The organism is Corallococcus terminator (assembly GCF_003611635.1).
GTDB classification, from domain to species: domain Bacteria; phylum Myxococcota; class Myxococcia; order Myxococcales; family Myxococcaceae; genus Corallococcus; species Corallococcus terminator.
The window spans coordinates 33,154-54,505 of sequence record NZ_RAVZ01000003.1 but is presented as its reverse complement, the minus strand read 5'-3'; the positions used below and the strand labels follow the sequence as shown (position 1 = coordinate 54,505).

The following is a 21,352-nucleotide window of genomic DNA, read 5'->3' as shown; positions in this document are numbered from 1 at the left end:
CTCACCCCTTCTTCGTGGAAGCGGCGGGCACGCCCCACGTGAAGAACTCCGGGCCTTCGGCCAGGTAGGCGCGAGACAGCACCATCTTGTGGATTTCACTCGCCCCGTCCACCAGCCGCGCCTGTCGGGCGTAGCGGTAGATCCATTCGACGATCGTGTCCTTCGAATAGCCGCGGGCCCCCATCAACTGGATGGCCGTGTCGGCGGCCTTGTGCAGGGCGTCCGCCACGTGGATCTTCGCGATGGAGATGTCCGTGCGAGCGAAGTCGCCCTGGTCCAGCTTCCACGCGGCGCTCATCGTGAGCAGCCGTCCGATATGGATGTCCTTGGCCGCATCCCCCAGCATCCACTGCACGCCCTCATGCTTCGCCAGCGTCTCCCCGAAGCTCATGCGCCGCGTGACGTAGCCCCCCGCTTCCTCCAGACACCGTTTGGACAATCCCAGCCAGCGCATGCAGTGCGTAAGGCGGGCGGTGCCCAGGCGGATCTGCGTGACCTTCAGACCGTCCCCCACGCCCAGCAAACGGTGCGCATCCGGAATCCGCAGGCCCTCGAAGACCAGCTCGCAATGACCGCCATGCTCCTCCGGACCCATGATGGGAATGCGGCGCTCAATGCGCCACCCGGGCTGACTGGCATCGAACAGGAAGGCGGTGAGCCCCTTGCGCTCATCGTCGGAGGTGCGCGCCAGCAGGATGAAGTGCTGCGCGCCCTCCGCCCCGGTGATGAACCACTTGCGACCGGTGATGATCCACTCATCCCCCTGCTTCTCCGCCCGGGTGTAGGTGAGCGAAGGGTCGGAGCCGCAGCCCTGGGGCTCCGTCATGGCGAAGGCGGAGCGCACCTTCCCGTCGATGATGGGCTGCAACCACCGCTGCTTCAGGGCCTCCGTCTCCAGCACCTTCTCCAGGAGGATCATGTTGCCGTCGTCCGGCGGCGCGGCGTTGAACATCACCGGACCAAAGGGCGACCGGGCGGCTTCCTCATAACAGGCCGCCATGCCCACCACGCCCAGGCCCTGCCCACCCCGCGACTTCGGCATCTGGAAGGCCCAGAGCCCTTCGGCACGGGCCTGGGCGCGGACCCGGGCCACCACCTCCTCGCGGAGGTTCTCGTGCGTGTCGAAGAGCTCCGGCTGGGTTTCCAGCGGCAGCACGTGCTGCTCCACGAAGGCACGCACGCGCAGCCGCCAGGCTTCCACTTCGGGGGAGAGGGAGAAATCCATCAGGGACTCCAGGTGGACTACAGGGTCGAGCAGAGATGGGCGCCGTCCACTTCCAGCACGCTGCCACTCATGTAGCTGCCGGCCTCCGAGGCCAGAAGCAGCAGCGGGCCATCCAACTCATGCATGAGGCCGAGTCTCCGGAAGGGAATGCGCGTCACCATCTTCTGGCCGGCCTCCCTGGCGAAGAACCCGCGATTGAAATCCGTTTCGATGTAACCCGGCGCCAGGGCGTTGACGCGAATCTTGTGTCGCGCCAGTTCGAACGCCATCGCCTTGGTGAGGTGGATCAGCCCGGCCTTCGAAGCGCAGTAGGGCGACACCGCGCCGCCCACCCGCAACCCCAGGATGGAGGCGATATTGATGAGGCTTCCAGGCAGGCCCCGCTCCACCAGACGGCGGGCCACCGCACGCGCCACCAGGTAGGCACCCTTGAGGTTGGTGTCGACCACGGAGTCCCACTCGGCCTCCTCCACCTCCAGGAAGAAGTGCTCGCCAGACACTCCGGCGTTGTTCACCAACACCTCCATCGCTCCCCCAGCGAGCGCTTCCGCCTCCGCCACGGCCGCCTGCACGGATTCCGAGCGGGTCACATCCAATGCCACACAGTGGGCCCGCGCGCCCGAGGCCCGCAGCCGCTCGACTTCGGCGGCCAGCGTGTCCACACGGCGGGCGGCCAACACGACTTCAGCTCCCGCTCGCGCCAACACCCCAGCGAAGTGCAGTCCCAGACCACTGGAGGCGCCTGTGATCAGGGCCCGACGGCCCTCCAGACGAAAGGAGGTTGGCTGCATGGAGGGGGCTCCCACGGAATGACGCAAAAGGTCGAAAAGCCAAACAGCACCGGCAATGCTTCTTGCTGTTGACGCTCCGCCAACAAGCTACCATCATGACTTCACCATGAGCTATCAGCACATCCGGTTTTCGGTCGAGGACCGGGTCGCCACCCTGGAACTGCACCGTCCCGAAGCTCGCAATGGCTTCACCGTGATGATGGCGGACGAGCTTGCCCACGCGCTGTCCGCCGCGGATACGGACGAAGGCGTGCGCGTGGTCATCCTCTCCGGCGCCGGCAAGGACTTCTGCGTGGGCGCGGACCTGAGCGGCAGCTCGCTTGAAGTCACCAATACGCGCGTCCCCGAGGGCGCCTGGGTGGAGCCGGCGACGCGGGTGAGCCGCCAGATGTTCGCGCTGCGCAAGCCTGTCATCGCCGCCATCCAGGGCGCCGCGGTGGGTGTCGGCTCGACGATGATCCTCCCCGCGGACTTCCGGCTCGCCGCGAAGAACAGCCGCTTCGGCTTCGTCTTCAGCCGGCGGGGCATCTATCCAGAAGCCGGCTCCAGTTGGTTCCTGCCGCGCCTCGTCGGCATGGGACGCGCGCTCGACTGGATGGTGAGCGGCCGGTTGATCCTCGCCGAAGAGGCGCTGGGCGCGGGGCTGGTCCGCTCCCTCCATGAGCCCGAAGCATTGCTCGACGCCGCCCTGTCGCTCGCCCGCGAGCTGGTGGAGACCACCGCGCCCGTCTCCGTGGCCGTCATCCGGCAGGCGCTCTACCGGATGAGCGCCCTTGCCTCGCCCGAGCCCGCGTTCGAACTCGACAGCCAGCTCATCGCGAGCCTGGGAGACAGCGCTGACGCCATGGAGGGCATAATGGCCTTCATGCAAAAGCGACCCGCGAAGTTCTCCCGGACGGTGGAGCAGGACCTGCCGGCCTTCCTCCCGTGGCGGGAGCAGACCTCATGAGCCCCGCCCTCTCTCCCCGCTGGAAGCGGCTCGAACCGGACGAGCGCCGCGAGCAGATCCTCGAGTGCGCCGCCCGGCTGTTCGGTGAGCGTCCGTACGCGGAGGTCTCCACCACCGACATCGCCAAGGAGGCGGGTGTCGCTCGCGGATTGCTCAACCACTACTTCGGGCAGAAGCGGGACCTGTATCTGAAGGTCGTGAAGAGGATGCTGCTCATGCCCGGCCTGGAAACGAGCGTGACCATGACCGGAACCCTGCGGGAGCGGGTGGAGAAGAGCGTCGAGTGGTACCTCGATACGGTGGCGACCCACGGCAAGACGTACGTGGCCGTCACCGGCATGGGAGGCATCGGGGCGGACCCGGAGGTCGAGCGCATCATCTCCGAGGCGGACGACGTCGCCGCGGTGAGGACGCTCGAGTTCCTGGGCCTCAAGATCGAGGTCGGCAGCGACGCTCGGCACCGCGCGATGATCCGCTCCTACGGCGGTCTGGTGAAGGCCACCATCCGCGAGTGGATTCGCGGCGAAACCCTCTCCCGTGAAGACGCCCACCTGCTGCTGAGCGAAGCGCTGATCGTCATCGTGCGCGACGTCTTCCCCCAATTGGCCCAGCAGCCCGCGCCCGCGCGCGGCGAGGCCCGGACGCCGAAGACGGGGCCCAAGCGGTGACGGGACGAACGACCTCCCCGGGTCCGCTCACGGGGCGCACGCTGTTGATGTCCGGAGGCAGCCGGGGCATCGGGCTGGCCATCGGTGTCGCCGCGGGGCGGCTGGGCGCGAACGTCGCGCTCCTCGCGAAGACAGACACCCCGGACCCACGGCTGCCCGGAACGGTGCACACGGCCGCCGCGGAGATCACCGCCGCGGGAGGCCAGGCGCTCGCCGTGGTGGGTGACGTGCGCGACGAAGCAGACGTGCAGCGGGCCGTGGATGAAACCGTGGCGCGCTTTGGCGGCATCGACTTCTGCCTCAACAACGCCAGCGCCCTGGCTCCGCTCAAGACCGAAGAGCTGTCCGTCAAGCGCTTCGACCTGATGCAGCAGATCCAGCTTCGGGGCACGTTCCTGCTGACGCGCGCGGCCATCCCCCACCTGCGGCGCTCTCCCCACGCACACATCCTGTCGCTTTCGCCGCCCATCAACCTGGCGCCGCACTGGATGGGCCTGCACCCGGCGTACACGCTCGCCAAGTATGGGATGACGCTGCTCACGCTCGGCTGGGCGGCGGAGCTGGCCGAGGCTGGCATTGGCGCGAACGCGCTCTGGCCCCGGACGCTCATCGCCACCGCCGCCGTACAGAACCTGCTCGGGGGTGACACCTCCATGCAGCGAGCCCGCGCGCCGGAGATCATGGCGGACGCGGCCGTGGCCCTCCTCCAGCGCCCGCCGCGTGAATGCACCGGGCAGACCTTCATCGACGAGGACGTCCTGCGCGCCGAAGGTGTCACCGACTTCAGTCGCTACGGGGGCGGCCCCGACGTCGTGCTCGACCTCTACGTCGATCCCTGAAGAGGAACGTAGCAGCCCGTTTGTCTATTGAACCGGAGGCGGTTGCCCATGGGTCCGTCGCGCGCGGAAATGGAAGCGCAGTGCCAATCCCTGGCGGATAAACTCACGCTGCCGCTCCTGCTCAAACGCAACGCGGAGGAATACGCGAGCGCCCCCGCCCTCACCGCCGGAGACACGACCCTCACCTGGGCGCGAATGCGTGAGCGGACCGCCGCGCTCACCCGGGGCCTGGACGCGCTGGGGCTGAAGCGGGGCGAGCGGATGATGATCATGATGTCCGCCCGGCCGGAGCACTGGATCGTCGACTTTGCCGCCGTCCACCTCTCCGCCATTCCCTGTACCGCGTACCAGACCCTGAGCACCGAACAGGTGGGCTACGTCGCAAGACACAGCGCGGCCACCGTGGTGGTGCTGGAAGGCAAGGACGAGGTCGCCCGGTGGTGGCCGGTGCTCGAATCGCTCGAGGCCCTCCAACGCATCATCGTCGTCGACCCGGCGGCCATTCCCACCGGAGACGCGCGCTTCGTCTCCTTCGCGCAGGTGGAGGCCCAGGGGCTCGAAGCACACCTGGCAGCGCCCCGCGTCTTCGAGGAGCGCTGGAGCGGCATCCGCCCCGAGGATCCGATCGCGATGATGTACACCTCGGGCACCACCGGGGACCCGAAGGGCGTGGTGCTGAGCCACCGCAACGCCTTCTATGAAGCGATCGCCGTGGACGCCGCCATCCCCGTCCAGATGCGGGTGCCGTCCATCGCGTACCTCCCGCTGGCGCATGTCGCGGAGCGCGAGCTCGGCCTCTACCGCGCGCTCTACAAAGCACTGCACGTGCACATCTGCACGGACCCCACGGGCGTGGTGCCGCTCCTGGCCAGGGCGCGCGCTCCAGCGTTCTTCGGCGTGCCGCGCCTCTGGGAGAAGCTCGCGGGGGGCCTGAAGGTGAAGCTGGGCGCGCTCGAACCGGCCCGGCGCGACCCCATCCTCGCCGCCCATGCGCTGGCCCTGGAGGCCTTCCGACTCCAGGGCTCCGGACGCGACGTGCCCCCGGAACTCCAGCAGCAGGTCGCGGAGGCGGATGCCAAGATCCTCGCCCCGCTTCGCAAGACGCTGGGCCTGGACGCGCTCGAATGGGCCAGCAGCGGCTCTGCGCCCATCCCGGTGGAGATCCTCGAGTACCTCGGCGGCTTCGGCATCCGGGTGCTGGAGGTCTGGGGCATGAGCGAGACCACCGGCTGCGCGACCATCAACACCCCCACCGAGTTCCGGGTGGGCGCCGTGGGCCGGCCCCTCCCCGGGCTGCAACTGCGGCTGGCCGGGGACGGAGAGATCTTCGTCCGGGGCCCCATCCTGTTCTCCGGATACCTCTCAGCGGAGGGCCAGGTCGTCAGCGCGCTGGACGCGGACGGCTGGCTCGCCACCGGCGACATCGGCACGCTCGACGCGGATGGGTTCCTCACCATCACCGACCGCAAGAAGGAACTGCTCATCACGTCGAGCGGGAAGAACATCGCGCCGTCCAAGATTGAAGGCATGCTGCGCGCGCACCCCCTCGTGGGGCAGGCGATCGCCATTGGAGACACCCGGCCCTACGTCACGGCGCTCATCGCGCTGGAGCCGGAGGCCGCGCCGCTCTGGGCGAAGTCCCAGGGACTGACCTCCGTGTCGCTCGCCGACCTCGCGCGCGAGCCGGCGGTCCGGACCGAACTCGAAGCGCTCGTCGGCGCGGCCAACGCCCGGCTGTCCCGCGCGGAGCAGATCAAGAGCTTCGACGTGGTCCCCGACATGTGGTCGCCCGCGACGGGCGAGCTCACCGTCACCCTCAAGCTCAAGCGCCGCGTCATCCTCGCGCAGTACGCCGAGCGCATCGCCGCGCTCTACGCGGACGCCTGACACCCCACCTCCTCCAGAGAACCCCATGCATGTGAGAACACCGGAGCAAGCAGCGTTCGCTGACGCCATCGATGCGTTCTGCCGCGACAGGACCGGGACGCGCGCGCAGCGGGACGCCCTGACCCACAACGGCACGGAGGCGCACAGCCCCACCCTCTACGCCCAGATGGCGGAGCTCGGCTGGCTCGGCGTGGGGCTGCCCATCGAGCACGGCGGCTCCGGCGGCGGCATGTCCGACATCTGCCTGTTCGCGGAGCGGACCTCCTACGGGCTCGCCCCCGTGGGCGGCTACATCACCACCGCGGTCGCCGCAGGCCCCTACGCCAAGTTCGGCACCGAGGCCCAGCGCGAGGCGGTCCTCGGAGGCATCTCCCGGGGCCGCGTGGAGGCCATCTCCATCTCCGAACCCGGAGCCGGTTCGGACGCCGCCGCCATCACCTGCCGCGCGACCCGGGTCCACGGGGGCTTCGTCATCAACGGGCAGAAGACCTGGTGCTCCAACGCGCACTTCGCGGACCACCTGCTGCTCGTGGCGCGCACGAACGCCCTGAGCTCCCGACACGAGGGGCTCACCATGTTCTGCGTCCCCGCGGGCACACCGGGAATGGAGATTCGCGGCATCCCCACCCTGGGCGGCAAGGAGGTCAACGACGTCTTCTTCACCGACTGCTTCGTGCCGGAGAACTCCGTGGTCGGCATCGTGGACCGGGCGTGGCCGCAGTTGATGTCGGGCCTCAACAGCGAGCGGCTCATCCTCGCCGCGTCCATGCTCGGCCGCGGTCGTCGCGCGTTCGACGACGCCCTCGCCTACGTGAAGGAGCGCAAGCAATTCGGCAAGCCCGTCGGTTCGTTCCAGGCGATCAAACACCGGATCGCGGACCTCGCCACCGAACTGGATTGCTGCGAGCTGCTCATCTACCGAGTGGCCGCCATGGCGGACGAGGCCCCGGAGCGGACCCTCCCCCGCGAGGCCTCGATGGCGAAGCTGAAGACGACGGAGACGGCCAAGCGCGTGGCGCTCGAAGGCATGCAGATGCTGGGCGGCTACGGCTACGCGACCGAATACGACATGGAGTCGCACCTGCGCGCCACGGTCATCTCCACCGTCTACGGCGGCACGAGCGAGATCCAGCGCGACATCATTGGCAAGACGTTCGGACTCTAGGGCGCAACATGAGCGCAGGGAGACAGACATGACGACACGGCCCCGGTGGAGCTCGGACGAACTCGAACAGGTGCGCGGACTGGCGGCCACCTACTTCACGAAGGAGGTCATCCCCAACGTGCCCAAGCACGTGGCCCAGGGGTATCCGGACAAGGCGCTCTACCGCAGGGCCGGTGAGCTGGGCCTGTTGTGCATGTCCATCCCGGAGGCCTACGGCGGCGGCGGGGGCACGTTCGCGCACGAGGCCGTCCTCATCGAGGAGCAGGTGCGCGCCGGGGACCCGTCCATGGGCTTCGCGGTGCACTGCACCATCGTCGCGCACTACCTGCTCGCCTACGCGTCGGAGGCCCAGAAGCAGAAGTGGCTGCCCCGGCTGGCCAGCGGGGAATGGGTGGGCGCCATCGCCATGACCGAGCCGGGGACGGGCTCCGACCTCCAGGCCATCACCACCCGCGCGGTGCGTGACGGTGACTTCTACCGGGTGAGCGGCTCCAAGACGTTCATCTCCAACGGCCACGTGTGCGACTTCATCATCATCGTCGTCAGGACCGGCGACGAGAAGGGCCACGCGGGCATCTCCCTGGTGTGCGCGGAGGTGTCTGATTCGACGCCCGGCTTCCAACGGGGCCGCATCCTCGACAAGCTGGGGGGCAAGGGACAGGACACCACCGAGCTCTTCTTCGACGACTTGAAGGTCCCCGCGGTCAACCTGCTGGGCGGCGAGGAGGGCAAGGGCTTCGGGCAGTTGATGAGCCAGCTCCCCCAGGAGCGGCTGAGCACGGCGCTCATCGCCATGGCCAGCCTGGAGCGTGCCGTGGAGGTGACGGTCGAGTACACCAAGCAGCGCCATGCCTTCGGCAAGCCGCTCTTCGCCCTTCAGAACACGCGCTTCGAGCTGGCGGAGTGCGCGACCCTGGGGCGCGTCTGTCGCACCTTCATCGACGACTGCATCACCTCCCATCTTGAGGGCAGGCTCGACGTGACGACGGCCGCCATGGCGAAATACTGGGTGACGGACCAGTCCTGCATCGTCGCGGACCGTTGTCTTCAACTGTTTGGAGGGTACGGTTACATGAAGGAGTACCCCATCGCCCACCTGTTCGCGGACACCCGCGTGTTGCGGATCCTCGCGGGCGCGAACGAGGTCATGAAAGAACTCGTCGCACGTTCCCTGTAGCCCCATCCCCCGTCTCCCAAGGAGGCTCCGAGTGAGCCAGGAAGCATTCATCTTCGACGCCGTCCGTACCCCTCGCGGCAAGGGCAAGAAGGGCGCGCTGCACGGCACCAAGCCGGTGTCGCTGCTCATCGGGCTGGTGGACGCGCTCAAGCAGCGCAACCCGAACCTGGATCCCCAGCACATCGACGACGTGGTGCTCGGCGTCGTCTCCCCCGTGGGCGACCAGGGCGCGGACATCGCGCGGACCCTGGTGCTGGCGGCGGGCCTGCCGGAGACCACCGGCGGCGTGCAGCTCAACCGCTTCTGTGCCTCCGGCCTCACCGCCGTGAACCTGGCCGCCCAGCAGGTGCGCTCCGGCTGGGAGCACCTGGTCATCGCGGGCGGCGTGGAGAGCATGTCGCGCGTGCCCATGGGCTCCGACGGCGGCGCCTGGGCCCTGGACCCCGCCACCAACTACGACACCTACTTCGTGCCCCAGGGCATCTCCGCGGACCTCATCGCGACGATGGAGGGCTTCACCCGCGAGCACGTGGACGCCTACGCCGCGCGCTCCCAGGTGCTGGCGGCCAAGGCCTGGGCGGGTGGCTATTTCAAGAAGTCCGTCGTCCCGGTGCTGGACCAGAACGGCCTCACCGTGCTGGACCGTGACGAACACATGCGCCCGGACTCCACCGTGGCCTCGCTGGGGCAGCTCAACCCGTCCTTCAGCGTGATGGGCGAGGCCGGCGGCTTCGACGCGGTGGCGCTGCAGAAGTACCACTCCGTGGAGAGAATCAACCACGTGCACACGCCGGGCAACTCCTCCGGCATCGTGGACGGCGCGGCGCTCGTGCTGGTGGGTTCGGAGCGGGTCGGCAAGGCGCTGGGCCTCACGCCCCGCGCCCGCATCGCCGCTGTGGCCACGTCCGGTTCGGACCCCACCATCATGCTCACCGGCCCCATCCCGGCCACCAAGAAGCTGCTCGACATCGCCGGCCTCACGGTGAAGGACATCGACCTCTTCGAGCTCAACGAAGCCTTCGCCTCCGTGGTCCTCAAGTACCAGAAGGACCTGGGCATCCCGGACGAGAAGCTCAACGTCAACGGCGGCTCCATCGCCATGGGCCACCCGCTGGGTGCCACCGGCGCGATGATCCTCGGAATCGTGGTGGACGAACTGGAGCGGCGCAAGGCTCGCCGCGCGGTCGTCACCCTGTGCGTGGGCGGCGGAATGGGTGTGGCCACCCTCGTCGAACGCGTCTGAACCCCTCCCCTTCCTTTCGACAACATTCGAGCGAACCCATGAGCGAACAGAACACCCTGCACTGGGACAAGGACGCCGACGGCATCGTGGTCTTGACGTTGGATGACCCGAGCCAGTCCGCCAACACCATGAACGCCGCGTATGTGAAGTCCATGCGCGCGGCGGTGGACCGGCTGGTCCAGGAGAAGGACAGCATCACCGGCGTCGTCCTCACCTCCGCGAAGAAGACCTTCTTCGCGGGCGGGGACCTCAACGACCTGCGCCGCGTGAAGAAGGACGAGGCGAAGCAGGTCTTCGAGCTGGGCGAGGAGATCAAGTCGCAGTTGCGCACGCTGGAGACCTTCGGCAGGCCCGTGGTCGCGGCGCTCAACGGCGCGGCGCTGGGAGGCGGGCTGGAGATCGCGCTGGCCTGTCACCGGCGCATCATCGCGGACGTAAAAGGCGCGCAGGTCGGCCTGCCGGAGGTCACGCTCGGGCTCCTGCCCGGCGGCGGCGGCGTGGTGCGCACGGTGCGCATGCTGGGCATCGTGGACGCGCTGATGAAGGTGCTGCTCCAGGGCCAGCGCTACCGCCCGCAGGAGGCGAAGGAGCTGGGCCTCGTGCACGACGTGGTGGAGTCCGTGGACGCGCTGCTGCCCGCGGCCAAGGCCTGGGTGAAGGCGAACCCGAAGGCGCAGCAGCCGTGGGACCAGAAGGGCTACAAGATTCCGGGCGGCACCCCGTCCACCCCGGCGCTCGCGGCGAACCTGCCCGCGTTCCCCGCCAACCTGCGCAAGCAGCTCAAGGGCGCGAACATGCCGGCGCCGCGCGCCATCATGGCGGTGGCCGTCGAAAGCACGCAGGTGGACATCGACACCGCGTTCACCATCGAGTCGCGCTACTTCACCGAGCTGGCCGTGGGCCAGGTCGCGAAGAACATGATGCAGGCGTTCTTCTTCGACATGCAGCACATCAACTCCGGCGGCGGCCGTCCCAAGGGCTTCCCGCAGCACACCGCGAAGAAGGTCGGCGTGCTGGGCGCCGGGATGATGGGCGCGGGCATCGCGTACGTCTGCGCCAAGGCCGGCATCGACGTGGTGCTCAAGGACGTGAGCCTCGAGTCCGCGGAGAAGGGCAAGCAGTACTCCGCGAAGCTGGTGGAGAAGGCCATCCAGAAGGGCTCCTCCACGAAGGAGAAGGGCGAAGCGCTGCTCGCGCGCATCACCCCCGCCGCGGACCCCGCCGCGCTCGCGGGCTGTGACCTGGTCATCGAAGCCGTGTTCGAGGATGTGAAGCTCAAGCACAAGGTGTTCCAGGAGATTCAGGGCGTGGTGGCCCCGGACGCGCTGCTCGCGTCCAACACCTCCACCCTGCCCATCACCCTGCTCGCCGAAGGCGTGACGCGGCCGCCCGACTTCGTGGGCATGCACTTCTTCTCCCCCGTGGACAAGATGCCGCTCCTGGAGCTCATCGCAGGCAAGCAGACGAGTGACGCCGCGCTCGCGAAGGCCATCGACATCGCGGTGCAGATTGGCAAGACGCCCATCGTCGTCAACGACAGCCGGGGCTTCTTCACCAGCCGCGTGATTGGCACGTTCCTCAACGAGGCCATCGCCATGGTGGGCGAGGGCATCTCCCCCGCGTCCATCGAACAGGCGGGACTCCAGGCGGGCTACCCCGCCGCCCCGCTCCAGTTGGTGGACGAATTGACGCTCACCCTGCCCCGGAAGATCCGCAAGGAGACCCAGGCCGCCGTCGAGGCCGAGGGCAAGACGTGGGACGTCCACGGCAGCTACGCGGTGATGGACGCGATGATCGACCAGCACCAGCGCAAGGGCCGCTCCACCGGGGGCGGCTTCTACGACTACGTGGACGGCAAGCGCACGAACCTCTGGCCGGGGCTCACCCAGCACTACACGAAGGCCGGACACACCATCCCCTTCGAGGACATGAAGGAGCGGATGCTGTTCGCGGAGGCCATCGACACGGTGCGCTGCTTCGACGAGGGCGTCCTGCGCTCCGCCGCCGACGCGAACGTGGGCTCCATCCTCGGCATCGGCTTCCCGGCCTGGACGGGCGGCGTGGTGCAGTACATCAATGGCTACGAAGGGCCCACCGGCACGGGGACGCGCGGCTTCGTCAGCCGCGCGCGCCAGCTCGCGGAGCGCTACGGCAAGCACTTCCTGCCGCCCGCGTCCCTCGTCGAGAAGGCGGAGAAGGGCCAATGCCTACCGTAGCCGCCGCCCTCGACAGGCAGGGGCCCCAGGCAGGGCCTTCGCTCGATGCGCAGGCGCTCGTCGCGCGCCAGCGTGCGTACTTCGAGACCCGCGCCACGCTCCCGCTGGAATGGCGGCGGGAGCAGTTGCGGGCGCTGGACCGGGCGGCGCGCCAGCACGAGGCGGACATCCTCGACGCCCTCCGCTCCGACCTGTCGAAGAGCCCGGAGGAGGCCTACCTCACCGAGGTCGGCAGCATCTATGGGGAGATAAAAAACGCGCTCAAGCAGGTGAAGGCGTGGATGGAGCCCCGGCGGGGTTCCGCCCCGCTCGTCATCCAGCCGGCGCGGGCCTACCAGTACGCGGATCCGCTGGGCGTCACACTCATCATCGCGCCCTGGAACTACCCCTACCAGTTGTCCATCGCACCGCTCATCGGGGCGCTCGCCGCGGGCTGCACCGCCGTGTTGAAGCCCAGTGAGCACGCCCCCGCGACCTCGCGTGTCCTCGCGCGGATGCTGACCCAGGCCTTTGCGCCGGAGGTCGTCGCCGTGGTGGAGGGTGCGGCGGAGGAGAGCCGCCTGCTCCTGGAAGAGCGCTGGGACCTCATCTTCTTCACCGGGGGCCCCGGCGTGGGACGCATCGTGGCCCAGGCCGCGGCCCGGCACCTCACGCCCACCGTGCTGGAGCTGGGGGGCAAGAGCCCCTGCATCATCGACCGGAGCGCGGACCTGGAAGTCACCGCGCGCCGCATCGCCTGGGGCAAGTACGTCAACGCCGGGCAGACCTGCATCGCGCCGGACTACGTGCTCATCCCCCCGGACCTGAAGAGCCGCTTCGCCGACCTGGTGCAGCAGGCCGTCAAGAGCTTCTACGGCGCGGATGCCCGCGAGAGCAGCGACTACGGCCGCATCATCAACGCCCGTCACTTCGAGCGCATCAGCGCGCTCGCGGCCGACGGACAGGTCGCCTTCGGCGGCGAGCGCGACGCGCCCAGCCGCTACTTCGCGCCCACCGTCATCACGGATGCGCCCCTGTCCAGTGCGCTGATGCAGGAGGAGATCTTCGGGCCCCTGCTCCCGCTCGTCGACTGCCCGAACATCGACGAGGCCATCCGCTTCGTGCGCTCCCGTCCGAAGCCGCTCGCCCTCTACAGCTTCGCGAAGGACGCGGCGGTGAACGAGCGCGTCCTCGCGGAGACCTCCAGCGGCGGCGCGGTCACCAACGACGTCTGCGTCCACTTCGCCGCGGAAGGGCTGCCGTTTGGCGGCGTGGGCGAGTCCGGAAGCGGCGGCTACCACGGCCGGTCCAGCTTCGACGCCTTCAGCCACAAGAAGAGCGTGGTGAAGCGGCCCTTCGCGCTCGACATGAAGCTGCGCTACCCGCCCTATGCCGGGAAGCTCGGGCTGTTCAAGCGCTTCCTGTAGAACGGCTTGAAGGCAGGTGGCGCCGGGTTCCGTCCCCGGCGCCACCTGCCTTTTTTTGCGCGTTGCTGGGGGGCTACAGCGTCTTCATGTATTCGATGACGGCCCAGCGCTCGCTGTCGGTGAGCGACTGGGTGAAGTCATGGCCCTCGTTGCCCAGTCCGTAGAGGTGCGAATTGAAGATCATTCGCGAACGGATCTGCTTCTGGGTGATGGGAGGCGGAGACTGGTAGGCCAGCGAGTTGTAGTTGGCAACCAGGTTGGCGATGTTCGCGAAGACGATGTCCGGCGTCGCCATCTCCTGGCTGCACGGGATGAACGGGTCGCGGGACGGCACATCGCCGCAGGCCAGCGCCGTCACCTTCCAGCCCAGCTTCGCGAAGTCATAGGCCGAATAGCTCATGTCGTAGCCCGCGTTGCTGCCCAGCACGTTGGCGGCGGTCTGCTTGCGCTTCCACACCTTGGGGCGGTCCGACGGCTTCAGCACGTCCCAGAGGGTGGGCACGCTGCCGTTGTGGAAGAAGGGAGCGGAGGCCCAGGCGCCGTAGAGCGGCGGCGCGATGTAGCCAAACGGCTTGAGCCAGATGTTCGGCCCCTCGGGGGAGTACACCGGCCCTTTGCTGTTGTCGTAGGCGCTGCGCGGCACGCGGCGCAGCGCGCTCATGATGAGGTCGTCGTAGAAGGGGCCGTGGTTGGGCGCCTGGTCGTTGTAGGCCAGGATGGACGTGTTCCAGGCCCTGCGCTTGCGCTCGTCCGCCATCAACTCCTTGCGCGCCGGGTCCGTCCGGATGGTTTCAATGGGCGTGACGACGCCCGCGACGCCCTTGAGACGCGGGTCCGGCAGGTAGGCCGGATTCGCCGCGTACCGTGGCGAATAGACGCCGTGGCAACTGGCACAGGAGCCGTTGCCCGCGGCCTTGGGGATGTTGGCGTTGGCACCATTCGCCCAGAGGTCGCGCTCGTGGAAGAGCACCGCGCCCTGCTCCGCGAGCGCGGTGTTGATGGTCGTGGGATAGGGCGGCGGGGAGAGCGAGATGAAGAAGTTGTCATTGTCCTCGAACTCGGCGGTCAGCCCCCGCCGCTGCGCGGGCGACAGCCCCAGGTTCGCGACACCGAAGGCCATCTCCGAACGGACGTTGTCCGACGTGAGCGCCCCGTCCCAGAACTGCCGCGTCTTGAAGGCGCGCTGCCACCAGTTGGGCGCGCGGGACATGCCACCCGCATGGGTGGGGAAGTATTCAAGCAGGCTGGGCGCGAGCGCCAGCGAGTCCATGTCGAAGAGCGCGGGCAGCAGGTCCACGATGCCAATGGCATCGCTGGAACCCCGGCCCACGCTCCAGGGCACGGGCGCGAGCTGGAGCACGTTGCCCACGCCCGTGGAGCGGAAGAGGTCGGATTGGATCAACCCGGAGTCGGAGGCGTCGCTGGAGCGGCCCCACGTGAAGCCGGCTTCCTGTTCCGTCCCCAGCCGCGAGTCATGGCACCCCGAGCAACTGGAGCCGATGTTGCCCGTGTAGCGCCCGTTCGCGTCCTTCTCCTGCACGAGCCCCAGGGGCAGTTGGCCGCTGCCGCCCTGCGTGAGGTTGGGGTTCTCCCACGGCAGCGGGTAGGGATTGCGAAAGGGGGCCTTCGTGAGCCCGTAGCGATTGATGATCTGCTCGTCGAAGTCGCTGGGGCGGATGAGGTACCCCCAGAGCATGTACATGTTGTAATAGGCCAGCGAGTTGCTGAACGGCTGGAAGTAGCCCTTCGTCGAGATGTTCGAACGCCCCCGGTTGACGCTCGCGCGGAACTCGCCGCAGGTCTGCGGGTTCGGGGCCAGGTTCGACACGAACGGCGCGGGCGGCGTGTGCAGGTCCACCCAGAAGGCATTGAACTGCACCGCCGCCCCCGGCTTGTTGACGCCCGGCACGACCAGGGTGCGCGGGTCCACCGGCAGCGGTGTCGCATCCGGCTTGCCCGCACAGGCCGCCGAAAACGGCGAGCGAAGGCTTGTCGTCTCCAGCAACGGCAGGGGGTCCGCGCTCGCCCTGGACACCACCAGGGTGAGCATCAGGGAACTCGATAACGCCCACTCACGGCTCCATCTCAATCTCATTGGCGCGGCCTCCATCGCTTATTGGCACTTTGACAACAGCGTCTTGTTTAGGCCTCGGGCAGGGGGGCCACAATACGCAGTGCGTCAGCACGGCCTCGGCGCCCGGTCGCGTCTTTATTTGTCGGAGACTGAACCAGGACCGCGCATTCCCCCCGTATCGATCCCGGGCGACCACCGTCGACCCGGACCGCGTCGCGCGTCCTTACGAGGGGAAGGCCCACCATGCAGATGTCTCGAGAACCGTCATTGTTGGGAGGAGTGCGCCCACCGGGGGCGCCTGTGCTCACGGAAGGCTGGCGTCCGCGCTGGCTCCAGGGCGTGGTGGCCGCGTTGGGGCTCTGGGGATGCGGCGAAGCCGTGCCCGTCGCGGAGCCCACCGAAGCGCCCGTGGCCCTTCGCGACGTGGAGCAGGGCGTGTCCTGCACCGCCGACGACATCGCGTCCGGTGAGTGGATCTGCACCAGCCAGTTCACCTACAGCCTGGAGTGCTACGCGCGAACGACCTCCGCGGCGTGTGGCCAGGACACCGCCCCCAAGACGTGTACGTCCTACGCCTCGTGCCAGCACGAGGACTTCGGCTACCAGCGACAGATCCACGACGCGGTGCTGCCCTTCGACAGCCTGTCGGGCGTCACGTGCGACACGCTGGCGCGCAGCTACATGAGGCAGCACGTGCCCACCGCGCAGCAACAGGGCATCACCTGGCTCTGGTACATCGGCAACCTGCCGGTGCCGGGCGGCGAGGAGTCCGTGCGCGGGGGCGGTGCGTCCCGGAAGGCCGCCGCGAGCGTGGGCCCGGAAGCCTGCTACATCACCTTCGCCAACTTCCCGGTCGTCGGGACGGGCACCGGGCCCCAGTGCGGCACCGTGGCGTCGGCGTGTACGGCGGCGTGCGTGAATCCCCAGACGTGCCAGGTGAATGGCGCCTGGGTCACCGACGCCCAGTTGTGCGGAACGATGGTGGGCACGTGCGGCTCCGGCAGTGTCTCGCCCCTCTACAACGCCTGCCGTGACGCCAGCCACGGCACCGCGCCGGACGCCGACTGTGGCGCGGGCTTCGTGGACGGGCAGGCCGCCGGCGGCTCCACGGTCGCGCAGGTGCAGGCCCAGGCCACGGCGCAATGGGCCGCATCCGGAAGCCTGGGCTCGCCCGTCTATGACGCGCCCATCACCTGCTCGGAGTGCCGCGACGGCTTCTCGCTGAGCCGGCAGGAGGTAGACCGGCGCGTGTACGCGACGGTGGCCATGTACAAGAAGGCGCCCAAGCTGCACCTGCTGGCGGGCGCGGCGTACGTCCTCGCCCGCGACAACCCGTCGCTGACGCAGGCCGAGCTGACGGCGGGCATCAACACCCTCTCCACCGCGCTGGACGCCTACCCCTTCGACCCCGCGAAGGACGGCAGCGGTCCATTGATGCGGGTGATGCTCCGCATGCTCGCCCGCGCCGAACCGGCCATGTCCACCACGACGGCGCCCGGCCGGGCGCTGCGTGCCCACGCGCGCGCCCTGCTGGCCAGCATGCACAACGGCCTGGACCTGGAGCGCGGGCTGGCCACCGCCCACTCCCAGGTGGAGCGCTACGCGGAGGCCGAGGCCTTCACCGAGGAGACCTGGGGCAAGCTGTTCGACCTGGCGCAGGGCAACGCCGCGCTGGGGGCGGCCGTGAATGGCGGTGGCATCGGGAGCGCGATGGGCGTCCACACCACCCACCACGCCGCGCAGATGCTCGCGGTGCATCCTTTGGGGCCCCTCGCGGGCTTCATCCTGCCCCGCCTCGCGTCGGACGGGAGCCTTGCCGCCACGCAGAACGATGCGCGCTCCTTCATGGCCACCGCGAGCACCCAGGGCCTGGATGCCGTGCAGCAGTACTCCAACATGCTCCATGCCCTGAACACGGCGGAGCAGGCGTACCGGGCCGCCATCGCGCTGAAGAAGCCCACCACCCCGCTGACCCTGACGGGCGGCACCGGGGAGCAGGCCGTGATGACGACGACCACCGCCACGCCGGAGGAGACCGCCCTGAGGACGGCCATCGACGCGGCGCGAGTGCGGGGCACGGAATTGAAGGGTCAACTCAACGGCGTGCGTGAAGGTGTCACCGGCGGACTCGGGCTGGTCGCGGACCTCTTCCGGAGGGACGGCGAGGTGGAGTTCGCCAATGACCTGGTGAGGTTCAGCGCGGCGTTGAACACCACCCTGGAGGCGGTGTCGAAGTACGCGGAGAGCTCCGTCAAGATCGCGGAGAAGGTCAGCGGCCTCCTGGACCTGGGCGCCAAGGGCTTCGAGATCATCAGCAGCGCGGTGTTCACCGGACAGCTTATCAGCGCCGCCTTCCAGCTCTTCTCGATGCTGGGCAAGCCGGCGGAGCCGCCCATCGAGCAGACCATCCTCCTGGAGGTCCGCAAGCTGCATCAACTGGTGGAACAACTGCAGGGACGGATGGTCAGTCGCTTCGACCGGGTGGACCACAAGCTCAATGACATCCACCGGGACATGCAAGACCGCTTCGCGCTGGTGGACTGGAACCTGGGCCTGGTGAACCAGAACGTGCAGGAGGTCCAGCAGTCGCTGCACTCGCTGCAGGCGGGACTGAGCCGCGTGGACCAGAGCATGTACGAATACTTCAACGATTCGAAGAACGACGCGTTCGAACTGTCGGCGTGGTCCTACCTGGGCTGGAACTCACGCCACCCCACCCCCATGCGCTATGAGGAGGAGTTCGTGCCCGCGGAGAACCAGTTCTCCAAGTGGGGCGCGGTGGACGCGAGATTCTCCACCATCCTCGCGGGCATCGACGGGCGCGGCGCCAACCCGGACGTCAGCCCCGCGGATGAGCTGTCCTCGCACCCGCTCACCTACAACATCAACTACCTGCGCGAGTTCCCCGTCCAACTGGGCCTGGGCATGCTGCACGCCGAGCGCATCTCCAGCCCGAAGGACTGGATGGCGGGCTCGGAGGCCTACGCGCAGCTCTTCGAGGAGCAACCGGGCCACGGCGGCGCCATGCTCACCACCCGGCACAGCAACCTCATCACCGCCGGCACCCAGTTGGACACGGCGCTGCGCAACATTGGCAAGCCGCTGTTCGCCGAACTCCACACGCGCTACCAGGCGGACTGGAGCCTGCTGAAGACGCTCATCGAGAACGCGGAGACCACCTGGCGCAACGACCCCAACCGGGGGTTGCACGGCATCGACCTGTGGGGCGTTCCGGAGCAGGAGCCGGCGACCCATGTGCTCAAGCAGGGGGACAAGCCCATCGTGCCGTGCGCGGGTGGCGTTTGGGGCGACTACAATGCGGACGGGGCGCCGGACGAGATGTATGTGAACCCCGCCCGCTGGAACCATGACGTGCTGCGCCCGCTGCTCATCGCGGACAACATGAACGTGGACAGCGCCGCCGTCGATTTGTGCGGCGAGGGCAGTTGGCAGCTCTTCTCGGAAGTCCCCACGGGCTTCGGCGGCTACTACGAACGCAAGTACCGGCTGCAGTCCAACATCTACGTCCGCTACACCTACTGGGACACCGCCACGAACACGGTGAAGTCCGAACGGGTGTTCGCCCACATCTTCACCGGCGGCTACGATCTCGTCGTCCTGGTGCGAGGGGTGGACCGGCCCACGTACAACCCGAACTCGGCGGAGGACTCCAACGAAACGATGGTGGAGCGCTGGGGCTACGTCCAGGGCAACATCGCGTCGTCCGACTACCTCGTCCCCGCGGCCAACCCGTTCCGCGCCACCGTGCGCACCCGGGTGGTGGAGGCGCTGAAAGACCAGCAGCGTCAGTTCTACGGCTCCATCGCCACGCGGATGAACCAGAGCGGTGATGCGTTGCAGTTCCAGGCCAAGCGCATGACGGGAACGCGGCTCTTGTGGCAGGCCTATGTCGCGCTGGCGCTGCCCCTGTCGCTGGACCACGACGAGAACCTGCGCGGGTTGCTGTACGGAGAGGACGGGGTGATGTCCGGCTACGACACCCTCCAGGATGTGGAGGTGACAACGGTGATGAACGACGTGATGGACATGTACGCGCTGTTCAGCGTCGCCACCACGCCGCCGACCCACAACCTCCTGGTGGACCTGCACCCGGCGGTGACGTCGCGAGCCGACCGGTTGAAGGCCACCATCGACGCGTCCCTGGATGGTCAGGCCGCCGCCGGTGGTCCCGAGGCGAGCACCTGGGTGGAGCCCACCCTGCTGCGCCTGCGGCTCAGCGTCCCGCACTGAGTGACGGCCCCTGGGCCGCGGGGGACAGCCTCCCGCGGCCCGTGAGGGGGGCCTGGCGGTTTCAGCGGGGCGCGACCATGTAGCGCCCCAGCTTGGAGACGACCCCGCTGACGGTGTTCGCCTCCATGTCGACCCCGGCCCCGGCGACCGCCTGGGCCGGTGCGTCGTCGGCCTTCCAGTACAGCGTGAGCGAGGACTCCGAGCCTCCCTCCGGAATGAGCTTCGGGTCATACGCCAGGGTCAGCCGCGCCGGCTGCTTGAACACTCCGGACGCGGGCTCGAAGCTGTAGTTGTGCGCGAACATGAAGGCGGTCCACTGCGTCGGGACAACCATTCCGAGGCGCCAGGATCCCGGTTCGACCCGCACCTCCGCCGGCAGCGCGCCGACGGGCAGTTCCCACCGCACCCTCCCCTCGTACATGGACACGGTCCCCCCCGCGGGCGTGAACAGCGACGCGTCTCCGCACTGGTTCGGTCTCAGCTCACCGCCCGCGATGCACGCGGCCAGCGTGTCACCGCCCGCCAGTCCATCCAGGGTGCGCCGGTACTGGTACACCGACGTGGCGCGCGGCACGCCTGCGTGAAGCTCCACGGTGCCCCCGTCCGTCGACCACAGCGTCTCCACCTTCCGCAGGCCCTCCGCCAGTTGCGCGTAATCCAGCCCGTTGCGCTGGCAGAGCTCCCAGGCGGTGGGGGCGAACTGCTGGTTGATGTCATCACAGAGACTGCTCGCCTGTCCGCCCACCCGGTACGAGATGGCCCGCACGAGCCACTCATGAGACAGCTCTTGTCTCAGGAAGAGCACGATGTGCGCGTACTCGTGCGCCACCAGCACCTGGTTCTCGCGCGCCACCGCGTTCTCGACCGTCAGGGGCCGCGCGATTTCAGGCGGCTTCGCCCGTGAAGCCTCCAGTTCCCAGAGGCAGACATTCGAACCCGGTCCCGGTTCGAGCCCGGTCTGGTTCATGAACGAACTGCCGGACGCGGCCCCCTTCGGACCACAGAGGCTGTCGCCCGCCAGATGGAGGTCCACCGGCACCATCCGCGGCGCAACGTCCACCCCCGCCACCGAGATCAGGTCCTCCTTCACCGCCAGGAACCCCGCGTAGCGCGCGAAGATGTACGTCTCCTCGATGGGACAGGGCTCCTCGCAGACGATGCGGAAGGTGTCGCCCGGCCGCTGGTAGGCGCGGTACTCGCGCCCTCCGAGCATCACCTGCGTCCGGGGAATCGCGACGACTTCGGGCGGAGGCAGGCCCGCGTCCGGCCGGGAAGTGCCCGCGTCGGAAGGACCGCCCGTCCCCGGCTCCGGGTCGTCACCACAGGCGGACATGAACACGAGAAGAAGACCGAGCAGGGCGTACCGCGACGCGTGGGAAGAGGGCATGTCGCCCCCGGTAGACCACGCCTCGCGATACCTCGCGTGCGTCCCGTGACACATCCGTTGGCCATGGACTTCCC

General features: G+C 68.5%; 14 protein-coding genes. 10 read left to right on the top strand and 4 right to left on the bottom strand.

All coding sequences use genetic code 11. From position 1 onward, the window contains the following. Position 1: 1 nt before the first annotated feature. Both D7V88_RS00920 and D7V88_RS00915 read right to left on the bottom strand, forming a co-directional pair. Positions 2–1,225, bottom strand: a complete 1,224-nt coding sequence (locus D7V88_RS00920) for an acyl-CoA dehydrogenase family protein (protein WP_120538678.1) — start codon at positions 1,223–1,225, stop codon at positions 2–4. Positions 1,226–1,242: 17 nt separating this feature from the next. Further along, the gene (locus D7V88_RS00915) at positions 1,243–2,016 is read right to left on the bottom strand and encodes an SDR family NAD(P)-dependent oxidoreductase (protein ID WP_120538677.1); all 774 of its coding nucleotides are present in this window, start codon (positions 2,014–2,016) and stop codon (positions 1,243–1,245) included. Between the two features lie 106 nt (positions 2,017–2,122). Between D7V88_RS00915 and D7V88_RS00910 the strand changes: the two genes are divergently transcribed. Genes D7V88_RS00910 through D7V88_RS00870 form a run of 9 tightly spaced genes read left to right on the top strand, consistent with a single transcriptional unit; the run spans position 2,123 to position 13,566 of the window. Next, positions 2,123–2,965 carry an enoyl-CoA hydratase-related protein gene (locus D7V88_RS00910; protein WP_120538676.1) on the top strand — a complete coding sequence of 281 codons (843 nt, stop codon included), beginning with the start codon at positions 2,123–2,125 and terminating at the stop codon, positions 2,963–2,965. Next, entirely contained in the window at positions 2,962–3,633 is a 672-nt protein-coding gene (locus D7V88_RS00905; protein WP_120538675.1) for a TetR/AcrR family transcriptional regulator, read from the top strand. Before D7V88_RS00910 ends, D7V88_RS00905 begins: the two co-directional genes overlap by 4 nt. After that, positions 3,630–4,472, top strand: coding sequence for an SDR family oxidoreductase (locus D7V88_RS00900; RefSeq protein WP_279635964.1), 843 nt, complete (start codon positions 3,630–3,632; stop codon positions 4,470–4,472). Before D7V88_RS00905 ends, D7V88_RS00900 begins: the two co-directional genes overlap by 4 nt. 48 nt (positions 4,473–4,520) lie before the next feature. Then, the gene (locus D7V88_RS00895) at positions 4,521–6,359 is read left to right on the top strand and encodes an AMP-dependent synthetase/ligase (protein ID WP_120538674.1); all 1,839 of its coding nucleotides are present in this window, start codon (positions 4,521–4,523) and stop codon (positions 6,357–6,359) included. A gap of 25 nt (positions 6,360–6,384) precedes the next feature. Beyond that, positions 6,385–7,524, top strand: coding sequence for an acyl-CoA dehydrogenase family protein (locus D7V88_RS00890; protein WP_120538673.1), 1,140 nt, complete (start codon positions 6,385–6,387; stop codon positions 7,522–7,524). A 28-nt stretch (positions 7,525–7,552) separates the two neighbouring features. Then, complete coding sequence (locus tag D7V88_RS00885) at positions 7,553–8,701, top strand: acyl-CoA dehydrogenase family protein (RefSeq protein ID WP_120538672.1); 1,149 nt, start codon at positions 7,553–7,555, stop codon at positions 8,699–8,701. A gap of 31 nt (positions 8,702–8,732) precedes the next feature. Further along, positions 8,733–9,944 (top strand): acetyl-CoA C-acetyltransferase, encoded by a 1,212-nt coding sequence (locus tag D7V88_RS00880; RefSeq protein WP_120538671.1) that lies wholly within the window; start codon positions 8,733–8,735, stop codon positions 9,942–9,944. A 38-nt stretch (positions 9,945–9,982) separates the two neighbouring features. After that, complete coding sequence (locus D7V88_RS00875; protein ID WP_120538670.1) at positions 9,983–12,160, top strand: 3-hydroxyacyl-CoA dehydrogenase NAD-binding domain-containing protein; 2,178 nt, start codon at positions 9,983–9,985, stop codon at positions 12,158–12,160. After that, a complete protein-coding gene (locus D7V88_RS00870; RefSeq protein ID WP_120538669.1) occupies positions 12,148–13,566 on the top strand; it encodes an aldehyde dehydrogenase family protein in 1,419 nt (472 codons plus the stop codon). Before D7V88_RS00875 ends, D7V88_RS00870 begins: the two co-directional genes overlap by 13 nt. A 73-nt stretch (positions 13,567–13,639) precedes the next feature. Here D7V88_RS00870 and roxA read toward each other — a convergent pair whose 3' ends face one another. After that, a complete protein-coding gene (gene roxA, locus D7V88_RS00865) occupies positions 13,640–15,661 on the bottom strand; it encodes a rubber dioxygenase RoxA (RefSeq protein WP_120538668.1) in 2,022 nt (673 codons plus the stop codon). A gap of 222 nt (positions 15,662–15,883) precedes the next feature. Between roxA and D7V88_RS00860 the strand changes: the two genes are divergently transcribed. After that, positions 15,884–19,891, top strand: a complete 4,008-nt coding sequence (locus D7V88_RS00860; RefSeq protein ID WP_244237887.1) for a hypothetical protein — start codon at positions 15,884–15,886, stop codon at positions 19,889–19,891. 61 nt (positions 19,892–19,952) lie between these two features. On the opposite strand, the gene D7V88_RS00855 is transcribed toward D7V88_RS00860, so the two are convergent. Next, a complete protein-coding gene (locus D7V88_RS00855; RefSeq protein ID WP_120538666.1) occupies positions 19,953–21,278 on the bottom strand; it encodes a hypothetical protein in 1,326 nt (441 codons plus the stop codon). Positions 21,279–21,352 lie beyond the last annotated feature (74 nt).